This is a genomic window from Pseudomonas sp. G(2018) (genome assembly GCF_005502415.1).
Classification (GTDB): Bacteria; Pseudomonadota; Gammaproteobacteria; order Pseudomonadales; family Pseudomonadaceae; genus Aquipseudomonas.
In genome coordinates, this window is the sequence record NZ_SCOO01000069.1 from 1 (window position 1) to 11,937 (window position 11,937).

Annotated in this window: 6 protein-coding genes and 1 pseudogene; 1 reads left to right on the forward strand and 6 read right to left on the reverse strand. The window is 58.5% G+C overall.

Going from position 1 to position 11,937, the window contains the following annotated elements:
- Positions 1-66: 66 nt before the first annotated feature.
- Positions 67-693 (reverse strand): hypothetical protein, encoded by a 627-nt coding sequence (locus tag FFS64_RS31440; RefSeq protein ID WP_177498744.1) that lies wholly within the window; start codon positions 691-693, stop codon positions 67-69.
- Positions 694-734: 41 nt separating this feature from the next.
- Here FFS64_RS31440 and FFS64_RS30665 point away from each other — a divergent pair.
- Positions 735-875 (forward strand): annotated as a pseudogene (locus FFS64_RS30665) (LysR family transcriptional regulator); the annotation flags it as partial.
- Positions 876-895: 20 nt separating this feature from the next.
- Here FFS64_RS30665 and FFS64_RS30670 read toward each other — a convergent pair.
- The 5 genes from FFS64_RS30670 to recC all read right to left on the reverse strand — a co-directional run bounded on the left by FFS64_RS30670 (position 896) and on the right by recC (position 11,731).
- Entirely contained in the window at positions 896-1,606 is a 711-nt protein-coding gene (locus FFS64_RS30670) for a CatB-related O-acetyltransferase (protein ID WP_137808389.1), read from the reverse strand.
- 199 nt (positions 1,607-1,805) lie between these two features.
- Positions 1,806-2,366: a YfiR family protein gene (locus FFS64_RS30675; protein ID WP_137808390.1), complete on the reverse strand. Its 561-nt coding sequence runs from the start codon at positions 2,364-2,366 to the stop codon at positions 1,806-1,808.
- A gap of 118 nt (positions 2,367-2,484) precedes the next feature.
- On the reverse strand, positions 2,485-4,593 hold the full coding sequence (gene recD, locus FFS64_RS30680) for an exodeoxyribonuclease V subunit alpha (protein WP_137808391.1): 2,109 nt from the start codon (positions 4,591-4,593) through the stop codon (positions 2,485-2,487).
- Entirely contained in the window at positions 4,590-8,282 is a 3,693-nt protein-coding gene (gene recB / locus FFS64_RS30685) for an exodeoxyribonuclease V subunit beta (protein WP_137808392.1), read from the reverse strand. The genes recD and recB overlap by 4 nt, the downstream gene beginning before the upstream one ends.
- On the reverse strand, positions 8,279-11,731 hold the full coding sequence (gene recC / locus FFS64_RS30690; RefSeq protein ID WP_137808393.1) for an exodeoxyribonuclease V subunit gamma: 3,453 nt from the start codon (positions 11,729-11,731) through the stop codon (positions 8,279-8,281). The genes recB and recC overlap by 4 nt, the downstream gene beginning before the upstream one ends.
- Between the last annotated feature and the right edge of the window lie 206 nt (positions 11,732-11,937).

Genomic DNA, 11,937 nt, shown 5'->3' on the forward strand with positions numbered 1-11,937 from the left:
CCTGGCCCAAAAGCTCTCCACTCTTATCGTTGCTTTTAGTCATAAACATAACCGTTTGCCTATCCCTTATCGTAAGGGGGAAACGGTGTCCTGTCTTTCATGGGGCTCGTTCACTACCCAAGCTTTTGCCAGAACCTCAACCATCCGTTCCACCTGCACAGCACTCATATATTCGCCCTCAAGATCCCGGATGATCTTCACCAAAGGTACGGAGTCGCCTTGTAGTCGTGCCTGAGCAGCAATCATCATCTGCTTTGCGTTCACTACATGCTCATGTTGATCGACACTGAGCGGCATCGTGGCAGCGATCTCAGCGAGATTCGTCTTCACGTCTTCGTAAAGGTCGCCCCAATCACGCAACGAATGAACCTCGTGAGCGGTAGACAGCAGATTCTCAGCCATCCACAGCAGATGCTCCTTCAGCTCACTAAAGGTCGCCTTGGGATGATCCAGATGGAATGCCTTGATGGTCTCTGCAAGTCGTTGTGAAGCGTCCATAGCGGCTCGTCTATCGGTGGTCTTGAGAGAAACGGAAGCAGTCCGAATGGTGCTCCCGGTTTCGCGGAGGCGCAGATAGTAAATGCCGTTGCGTCGATAGTGGTAGAGCTTGGCGAGCCGGGTAGTCGGCCTCAGATGAATGGCAAAACTTGTGACAGCGCTTGTGACAGGATGATGCTCGGCAAGGATGTTCATGGCGGTTAGCCCCCGTATTCATTGGGTTAACCTTTCTTTCCTTCCAGTTCTGGATGTACTGCCGCGAAGACCTGCGCAAGCTCAAGCGGATTACCCTGCTGTGGGATTACATCAGGGAGGTGACGGAGCTCAATGGCCCGTTATTACTGGGCCAGACGCGGGAACTGCGGTTTACGGACTGAGTGTCCGCAAGCCGGTGAGATCAGTTGGGCAAGACACGACAACCTTTGCGGCTTACTTCCAGTTGTTTGTAGTTCGCAAGATTGTCGGCACGAGCATCCATCAGTTGAGGCAATGCGGCCTCGGGTTCGTCCAGGCGCTGGGTCAGAAGAAAATCGACATTGCACTCCCACCACTTGCTGCTCAACAACTGCGAGGCGAGTTCCGGAGGGTGACGATACTTGATCACTTTCGCCGGAAACCCAGCGACGATGGCATAGGGCGGAACATCGTGAAGCACCACGGCACGCGTGGCGATAATGGCTCCCGTGCCCACCGTGACCCCTTCCATGATCATCGCGTCATGCCCGATCCACACATCATCGCCAATGGTTACATCTACGATTTCCGGCTCGAAGGTTAACGATGTCTTTGTAAACTGAAAGGGATGCGAACTCACCCAATCCGAAGGATGAGTGTTCTTATCCTGGCCGATGTAGCAGTTGCTGCCGATGGAACAGAATCGTCCTATTGAAGAAACAGCCGATAGCACGCAATCACTTCGAATGTACGTGTGTGCGCCAATACTCAGCTGTTTGGCATTGATGACTACATTGCCGAGCGCTACATGCTCTTCGAGTATCAGTGTGGTTTTTGCGCCAAGGGACGACACACCACCTGCCATCTTGCATTTGTGCTTGCGAAGCCATTTTTTCCAGAAATGGTTTCGAAGAAATTTAATTATTTTTTTCATCTGGAAAATGGTCGCCTTCCGCGTATCTGCAATGGCGCGTACGCCCGAAACTTGAAATGGTTAATACGAACTGACATTCCGGATCAGTCGGCGCTCACGACGATCGAGACCCGGCGGTTTTCGGTGCGCCCGGAAGCCGTGTCGTTGGAGGCCACGGGCTCGTTGCTGCCAAGCCCCCGCAATTGGATATTTTCTTGCTTCATTCCGGGGACAGTTGCAGCACGCGTGGATGAATGCGCACACCGCTACGGGTGACGGAGTCGAGGTTGACCTCGAATGAAACCTGATCATCGCTGACCCGCAGACAGAAAAGACTGCCTACGGTGCATGGATCGTCGCTTTCACTGATGCTCAACACAGGCCGCCCGGTCAGCGAGGCAAACAGCCGATTGCGTTCTTCGCTGGTCAGCTTGCCGATGTACACCGCATCGCACTCACCGGCGATGGACGGGTTGTCGGCCAACAGTCGTTGCACCGTCACGGGCCGCCCCGTCTCCTGGGTCGTGCCTTTGACCAGGTCGTCGGTGTATTCAGTGGGGCCGACCACACACAGGCGAAGTTGCGCCGGCTCAACCGGCCAACGGGCATAACTGAGAATCCCGAGAACCACTTGAGTGACCGACCCGGCACGTTGATCGGCCATGCTCACCGGGGCTTGCGATTGAGCGCAGACGACGCCAGACAATAAACAGAGAAGGCTGGCGAGCAGTGCTTGTTTGCAGCCAACGACACGCTCTGTCGTCCAGACAGCCACCTTCATGCAGGGATTCTCTTCGATCGTAGCCAAATGATGCCGCACGATAGCATAGCGTTGGAGCACCAGCGAGACCGTGCACCATGGTACTTCGGACAGATCCCGTCGCCTGGAACCGGCTCTTTCAATCCGGTGTATCAACGCCCTCTTTCAGTTCCAGCATCAACCCGCTCAAGCGCTTGACCTTGCGCCTCACCGCTTCTTCGAATACGCCGGCGCGCGGTTCGATCAATGTGAACCAGTTCTTGGCCCGGGTAATCCCGGTGTAGATCAGCTCCTTGGTGAGTACAGGGTTCAAGGCATCCGGCAAGATCAATGCGGTATGAGCAAACTCCGAGCCCTGGGATTTATGCACCGTCATCGCATAAACGGTTTCGACATCATTGAGCCTGCTCGGCAAAACGAAACGCACCCCACCCTGCCCGTCATTGCGCGGGAATGCCACTCGAAGCACCTGCTTGCCCGCTTCAGGCCCATCACGTTCGGGAAGTTTGAGCGCGATGCCGATATCGCCGTTCATCAACCCCAGGCCGTAATCATTTCGCGTCATCAGCACGGGTCGTCCTTCATACCACTGCTGATCGCTGTCGATCAGCCGGGCCTTGAGCAACGCCTCGGTCACTCGCTGATTCAGCCCCTCCACACCCCACGGCCCTTTGCGGACCGCACACAACAATTGGAAGGTATCGAAGGCTTGCAAGACTTGCCGTGCCCAATCCATCCAGCGCGAATCATCCAGTGGCGTGTCGAGCGCAGGCCGCTGGTTTCGCAGCAGGCTCAAGTAATGTCGATAACCCTGCGGCCCCTCGCCATGGCCTTCAAGCAGAAGGCGCTCCAGTGCGCGATCCTGTTCATTCTTGAGAGGCAGGAAAAACACGTCGTCGTGGCTTCGAGCCGCCAGCAACTTGCGCGCCTCTTCGGGCTGCTGCTGGTTGACCCAACGGGCCAACTGGCCGATTCCACTGCCTTCACCGAACCGTCGCGAGTGGCGCAGCATCACCACTTGCTGGGCCAATGGATGAGTGCCCTGGGTGTCTTCCTGTAAACCGCTCTGCGCCAGACTTTCGCCACTGACCGATTCCAGCCACTGGCATGTCTGCGGGCTGTACCAGCCGGCCTCGGCATCGCGGCACAAATCGCCAAGCACCGCACCGGCCTCCACCGATGCCAGCTGATCCTTGTCTCCCAGCAACACCAAACGAGCGTGGGGAGGCAGCGCATCCAGCAGGTTGGCCATCATTTCCAGGTCGATCATCGAGGCTTCGTCCACCACCAACACGTCCAGCGGCAAGCGATTGCCCGCATGGTGCCGGAAATGTCGCGTTCCGGGACGGCTGCCGAGCAAGCGGTGAACGGTGGTGACATCCGACGGGATCTTGTTGCGAATGTCTTCAGTCACTTTCAGCGTTCGCACTTGCTGACTGATGGATTCGGTCAATCGCGCCGCGGCTTTGCCGGTCGGTGCGGCCAGACGAATGCGCAGCGGCTTGCCAGCCTCCACCGCTGGTGCCTGGAGCAAGGCCAGCAAGCGCACGACCGTCGTAGTCTTGCCGGTTCCGGGACCACCGGTGACGATGCTGAAAGCGCCGCGGGTTGCCAGGGCACAGGCAAGTTTCTGCCAATCAATGACCTCATCTGGCTTGGCCGCACCGAACAAACCGGTAAGGCGTTGAGGCAAGTCGCTTGGCGTGGCTTCATATTCAGCCAGACGATGACGCAGCGAGTTATCGATCCGCCGCTCGTACGCCCAGTAGCGACGCAAGTACAGGCGTTTGCCCGACAACACCAATGGTCGCTGCTGCACGGACTCACGGCCGTCTGCCGCCAATGCAACCAGGCTGCCCGAGGCTAGCACCTTGCACCAATGGGCGCCGTCCAGGCTCTCGAGCAACTGTGACGGCAGCAGCATTGCACCGCTGTGCAGATCGCCTTCCGGTGGCAGCGACAGGGCGAAGTCCGGTTCCTTCAAGGTTTCGAACAGATCCAGGCAGACATGCCCATGGCCTAACTGGTGACTGGTCAACGCCGCTGCCAGTAGCACCAATGGATCATCGTCCGGTGCCAACTCATGAAGGAAGGCAACGAAGGCCTTGTCCAGCGCACGCAACCAGCCACGCTCGACCCAGCGCGTCAGCAACAGCAGCAGATCGTCGGCGCGGCTTAATGGGGTGAGGGCCGCCAGGCTTTCTGCTGCCAACGAGGTGGGCAGCAAATCAGCAAAGGTGCGGTTCATAGTAATACTCCCTGTTCCCACGCGGGTTCGGCCTTCGGCTCCGCCTTGCCCTGAAACAGTCGGTCCAGTCGCTCGATCAGCGCTCTTGGCGGACGGGCAAAGTAAACGCCGTGACTGGAAGCGCGCGTGCCGCGCAGGAACAGGTACAACGCACCACCGACATGCCGGTCGTAATCGTAATCCGCCAGCCGGGCCTTGAGTTGGCGATGCAGAGCCAGGAGGTACAAGACGTATTGCAAGTCATAACGGTTGTCGAGGATCGACTGTTCCATGGCCTGCTCGGTGTAGGCCGAGTCATCAGTGCCCAGCCAGTTGGATTTGTAGTCAGCGACGTAATAGCGGCCATCGTGTTCGAACGTCAGATCGATGAAGCCCTTGAACATGCCGTTGAGCAGCACCGGCTCGGCGGCCACCCGCGCCACCCCGTTGTGCGTATGTTGGCGCACCAGTGCATCGAGCTTGAGCACATCGACCTTATGGCTGGCGAACCAGAACTCCATCTCGACCTGGTATTGGGTCAGCCGCTCGACAATCACCGGGGTCTGCCCGGCACCCACAGGTAACGGTGATTTGAGCAGATGCTGCAACCAGCCGCTCAACGTGGTTATCCAGCCCTCCCAACCACGACGATTGCAGCGACGGGCGATGGCATCCTCCACGTCTTGAGGCGTGACGGTAAAACCTTCGTCACCCGCCCACTCGAGCAAACCATGGAGAAAGGTGCCCGGGTTCGGGCCACGGGGGAATCGATGGATATCGGCACCACCCGTAGCCATCTCCAGGGGGGCTTGCGGATCGAGACGCTCATCGTCAAAGAGTTTCTGCGCCTGCGGACTTTCCGGTGCCTCATCACTGCCGACGCTCAGAATATCGCTCAGGCGCAAGGCGCTGTAAGAAGCGATCCACCAGTTTTCGCTGGCCTTGCGCTTTGGAATCAACGGTGCGCGCAATGCCGCTTCGTTCTGCGCTGGATGATAGTGCTCGACAGTGGCTTCAGGCATTTCGCCGTAACCCAGTGCAGCGCAATCCTGCTGCAAGTCTTCAAGCCAACGCTTTAAACCCGCTGACTCGGCCAAAACAGCACCGCCTCCCAGCAGGTAGCCGAACGCCGACAGGTGCAGCACCGAACTGTTGTTATTACCGCGCTTGAGGTCCGTCACGCCCAGCCAGCAGGCATGTTGCGCTCGGGTCAGGGCCACATATAGCAGGCGCAGATCTTCTGCCAGTCGTTCGTTGTCGGCCAGGGCAATCAACTCGGAGGTCGGGTTCAAGCTCACCTGGGACTTGCCCATGGCGTCGTGGTAATGCAGCGGCAACCGGCTGCCATCCACCGGTTTCGCCGAGCAAATGAACGGCAGGAACACCAACGGATATTCAAGCCCCTTGGACTTGTGGATGGTCACGACCTTGACCAGTTGTTCATCACTCTCCAGACGCAGGATCTGCTCTTCGCCGGCCTGACCGGACAGGGCCAGATGCTCGGACAAATGACGGATCACTGCCTGCTCGCCATCCAGCTCGGCGGATGCCTGTTGCAGTAACTCGCAGAGATGCAACAGGTTGGTCAACACCCGTTCACCATCGCTGCGTGCAATCAATGCCTGGGGCAGCTGGAAGTCATGCAGCAAGCATCGCAACATAGGCAACACGCCTTGCTTGCGCCAGATCTCGCGATAATGGCGGAACTGCATGACCCGCGCTTCCCAGGCCAGTTCATCCTGATTGAGCCGCTCCAGCTCCGCCAACGACAGGTTCAGCGTGACGCAGGCCAAAGCGGCCCGCAGCGGTCGCTCGACATCCGGCTCAGCGCAGGCCTTGAGCCAGGTCAGCACGTCATGAGCTTCCTGGGCGGCGAACACTGAATCCTTGTCCGACAGATAAACACTGCGCACTCCACGGGCAGAGAGTTCGGCGCGCACGGCCTGCGCTTCCTTGCCATCGCGGACCAGGATCGCGATATCCGCTGGCAGCAGGCCTTGGAAATCCTTGCCGTCCTGCACGAACCCCGCTCGGCCTTGTTGCCCACCGTTGAGCAGTGCAGTGATTTCACTGGCACACGCGGCGGCCAGTTGTTGCCGATACACCGCACCGGACAACGGCTGCTCGGCAGACAAATGCCAGATGTTCAGCGCCGGCACGACTTGATCGTCGATACGCAGAACCTCTTTGCGGCCCTGGGATTCGACGGGCAAAAACGGTACCGGGTTATCGCCATTGCGTTCACGGAACAGGAAGGCACCGCGTCCGGCCTCACGAGTCTCGGCGCGCTGGAAAACATGGTTCACGGCACTGACCATGCCGTGACTCGAACGAAAGTTGGTGCCCAGGGTATGCAAGCGGCCAGCAGTCGCCTGGCGGGCACGGAGGTAGGTATAAATGTCGGCACCGCGAAAGGCATAGATCGCCTGCTTCGGGTCGCCGATCAGGAACAAGCCGCTTTCAGGATTATTATCCTCGATGCGATAGATGCTCTCGAAGATCCGGTACTGCACCGGGTCGGTGTCCTGGAACTCGTCGATCAGCGCCACCGGAAACTGCTCGCGGATCAAGCTTGCCAAACGTTCGCCGCCTTCGGCTTGCAGGGCTGCATCGAGGCGCAACAACATGTCATCGAAGCCCATTTCTGCTCGACGACGTTTTTCTTCCTCGAAGCGCGCGCCAACCCAATGGGCGGCATGTTGCAGAACGGCAGCATCAGGCGTCGGCAAGCCGTCGAGACAGGCTTTCAGACCAGGCATTGCGTCAAGGCCCGGATGGTTGGGGACATCGCCCTTCTTCCAGGCTTCAGCCATACCGTCGGGGGTCAGGCGTGTGAAACCAGTGCCGATGTCCAGTTGCTCAAGGGTTTCATCCTCGGCCCAGGCTTTGATCTTCTCGAACCACGGTTCGAAGTAACGCACCTGCATCTTGCGACCGTCGACATTTTTGCTGGCGACACCCTCATGACAGATGGCGAGCAACTCATCCGACCACTGCCGCCAGGGCGTCTTGAGTTCCTGCAGCACAGCACGCCGTTCCTGCAAACACTCCGTGATCAACTCGGCAGGCTCTTTGCCTTCAACGTTATCCCGCTCGCTGGCAAACAATCCGCGAACCCGTGGCAACAATGCCGCCGGTCCACCCCAATTGCTTCGCACCCAGTTCAGCGCATCGCCTTGCATCGGATAACAAAACAGTCGCCAGTAGTCCCGCAGGACTTCACCAAGCAAATCGCTGTGATCGGTTTCCAGCGTCTGGGTAAACAGGCTGCCACTGTCGAAGGCGTGTTCGCGCAACATGCGCTGGCACCAACTGTGGATTGTCGAAACGGCGGCTTCGTCCATCCATTGAGCGGCAATGTCCAGGCGATTGGCACAGCCGGACCATTGCTCGGGCAAATACTGTTGACGCAGTTCGGCGATCAGGCCGTCAGGTGCTGGTGTTTCCTCACGGAAAAATCGGGCGGCTTCGGCCAGACGGGTGCGAATGCGCTCGCGCAGCTCCTTGGTGGCGGCATCGGTAAAGGTCACGACAAGAATTTGCGGAGGTAATAGCTCGCGCCCGAAGCCGCTCTCCTCTGCGCCATGGCCGAGAACCAGGCGCAGGTACAGTGCAGAAATGGTGAAGGTCTTGCCGGTCCCGGCGCTGGCTTCAATGAGCTGACTGCCGCGTAGCGGGAATGCCAGCGCCAAAGGTGTTTTACTGGTCATGGGCGCGGCTCCTCGCTGGACATCGAACGCCAGGGCGCTTCAATCAATGGTCGGTACAGCGCGTTGCACCAATCGACAAATGTCTCGTCGGCGATCAAAGCGTCGTAATCGGCAAATTGGCGAGCCAGCGACACGCTTTCCCGTCGCTCACCCTCAGTGGTCAATCCATCGCCTTCATAAGCTTTGCGGGCAGCCGCTTCGGCCTTGACCGGGTCGGTTTGACCCAGCCAGGCGAAGGCAGTCTTGACCGCGATCGGCAATGGCTGGCGCATACCCGATTGCCAGGCCAGTAACAGATCACCCAGAATTCGTCGGGCGTAATCCGCCTCCATTGGCGCGAGTACCAGGCTGTCGTCACTGGCCACCAACGCTGTGGTCATCGCCAGATCGCTGGCACAAGCGACCAGATGATTGACCCAGGGCCGAGTCAGACGATGCCATTTGCGCGACTTGATCGATCCGATGCTGTTGGGAATCGTGGTGATGGACAGCAAACCAGCATCGGTCCGTTGATGCAGGCCACTGAGCCAGCCTTCAAGTCGCAACCCATGCACCTCCAGGCTCACCGGTAGCGCACTGGCCAATGGCGTTGGCCACAGAGTCAAAAGCTGCTGATAGCGCTTCAGCAGATCTGGCAACGGCTCGATGAGCTCTCGCTGCAGACATTCGCCAAATCCGGCCATGGGTAAGAGACCACTGTTTTGCAGGCGCCGTGCTTGCGCCTCGAGCGCCTGGTCAGTGTTTTGCGCATCAGCCAGCGCCGCTCCGAGCAAACTGTCGCTGAGGCTATAGCGTTGAAGGGCATCGAGTACAAAGGGTTCTTCGTCCGCCAATGGCACTTCGGCGGCCTCGAAAAACACCTTCAACCGCTGACTGAAAAAATGCCGTACCGGGTTGCGCAGGAAATCCTGGAGTTGACCGAGACTCAGCGGTTCCTCCTGTACGTGGGGATCCAGGATCTGGCTATCCGTCGCTTGTTGAGTTGCCTGGTGAAGCACCTGCCATTCATTGGCGTAGCTGAACAGGTGATCGCCTTCATGGAAGTAACGGGCGCTGAAAGGTTGCAGTGGATGTTCCTGAGTGATGGCCTCAAGCAAGTCTTCGTCGGTTTCGTTCAATCGCCAGCCACTGGCCAGATGGTCACGGAGCTGACCGATCAACACCGACGCAGGGCGCTCACTGTTGTCGCGTATGCTACGGCCGACCCAGCTGATGTATAGCTGGTCTCGTGCCGACAACAGGGCTTCCAGTAACAAGTAGCGATCATCTTCACGTCGTGAGCGATCGCCGGGGCGGTAGTCACTGCCCATGAGGTCGAAGTCCAGCGGCGGTTGCGCACGCGGGTAGTCGCCATCGTTCATTCCCAGCAGGCACACCAGCTTGAAGGGAATCGCCCGCATCGGCATCAAGGTGCAGAAGTTCACCGCACCGGCGAGAAAACGTTGGGACAAACGCCCCTGATCGAGACCCGCAAGCCAGGCTTCACGGACGACGGTCAGCGGTAGTTCGTCTTGCAGATCTACCGACTCACAATTCTCAAGCCAGGTCTCCCGCAAATCTTCCAGTTGAGTCAGCAGGAAGTCGTCATGTTCGTTGCTGGCCTGGAAGAACAGCGACACCAATGCCTGCAGGCGCACGCTCCATTGTTGGGGCGATGCCGGCCGCGTGAGCTCCCGATGTGCGACCTCCAATGCATCCAGCAGCGCAACCAACGGGCCGATGAGCGCAGCATCCAGCCCGCCGATCTCGTCGTAAGGCTCGATTCCACCACAAGCGCCGGTACTGCCAACTGCATAACCAAGCAACATGCGTCGCAGGCCAAAACGCCAACTGTTTTGTTCCAGCGCCTGGGGCAAACCCAGGCCTGCACGTTGTTCGGCATTCATCCCCCAGCGAATGCCGGCGCCTTCGATCCAGCGGTGCAGGGTCGGCAGGTCACGCTCCTCGACACCAAAGCGGGCACGTAGGGCCGGAACGTCCAGCAAATCGAGGATTTCGCTGACGGGGAAACGACTGTCGGGCAGCTTGAGCAGATGCTCCACGGCGATCAGTAATGGGTCACGTCCCCGCTGCCCCTGGTCAGCCAGGGTGAAGGGGATGAAGCGCGGGTCGTGACGTTCGAGTTGACCAAACACCGCCCGAATATGCGGTGCATAGCTGTCGATGTCCGGGACCATCACAATCACATCGCGGGGACGCAATTGTGGATCGGCGCTGAAGCGCGCAAGCAACTGATCGTGAAGGATCTCGACTTCACGCTGGGCACTGTGGGCGACGAGAAAGCGGATCGATTGATCCTTCTGCGGATCTACGGCTGGCCAACGCTCGCGAGTCTCGCTCAGTGGCCGTAATTCAAGGATGTCATCCTGCAACTGATTGAGCATGTTCAGTGGCACGCTGTCGCTGAACAAGTCGATGCGACCGTCGCGAAACGCCGAGCGATAGCTGTTCGGATCGTCGTAGCTGTCGAGCAGGTTGATATAGTCGCGCCCCTGCTTGCCCCATGCAGCGAGCAATGGATGAGCGTGCTGATGAAGGGTCTGCGGGTCGAGTACAACCGGCATACCGCTTTTGCGGGCCTGTCGTTTGTATTGATGCCGCAACAGGTCTTTATCGGCAACGATGTCCGCCCAGTGATGACGACACGGGTTATGCACACACAGCAGAACCTGGCTGAATCGAGCCAGCCCGGCCAGCGCTTCCAGGGCTTGAGCAGGCAGAGAGGAAATCCCGAACACGATCACGCGGGAGGGCAATCCACGGGGAGCTACTTCGAGGCTTTTGATACGTTCGATAAAACGTTGATGGACGCCAGCGCGGCTTTGCGCCATACCCTCTTCACCGACATCCAGTAACAGCGCACGCCACAATTCTGCTTGCCAGCAATTCGCTGGCTGCAGCGATTTGGCCTCACCTCTTCCGTTGCGTAACTGGTGACGACCTTCCGCCCAGTCTTCGAGCCAGTCGGCCCGATACACCTGATACTGGTCGAACAGATCCGCCAACCGCTCAGCGAGCTGATAGCGTTTGCGCAGATCACTGTCATTGGTAAGGAAACGCTGCAAGGGCTCAAAGTGCGGCTGATTGATCAGCTGCGGAAGCAGGCGCATCAGACGCCAGGTCAGCGGGGCTTTGTCGAGCAACGACTTGGCCGGGATCTCGTCACGTCCCAGGACCATGCGATAGAGCTGCCACATGAAGCTACCAGGCAACTGTACGTCGATAGCTGCGGCGATTCCGCAACCCCCCATGTCATCCTCTTCAGCGTCTTCGGCCAGTGCCAGTTTGAGCCATTGTGCAATGCCGTTACTCTGCACCAGCGCGATTTCATTCTCCAGAGGAGCCAGCGGGTAACGCCGCATCCAGCTAACCACCAGGCTGCGCAACTCGTCCAGGCGGTTGCCGTGAACCACCATAAAACCAGCACTGAGGGACGTCGCGTCCGGCATAAAGGCTTCCTTGGAAAATACAAATGCTAGGGCCGAACCTTAGCATTGTCGGGAGACGGTGACAGCGGGGACCTGCCCGGTAGTGCTGTACGAACTTTCCTGCAGGCAAAACAAAACCCCTACCTGCATACGCAGATAGGGGTTTCGGAATTTAATCTTGACGATGACCTACTCTCACATGGGGAAACCCCACACTACCATCGGCG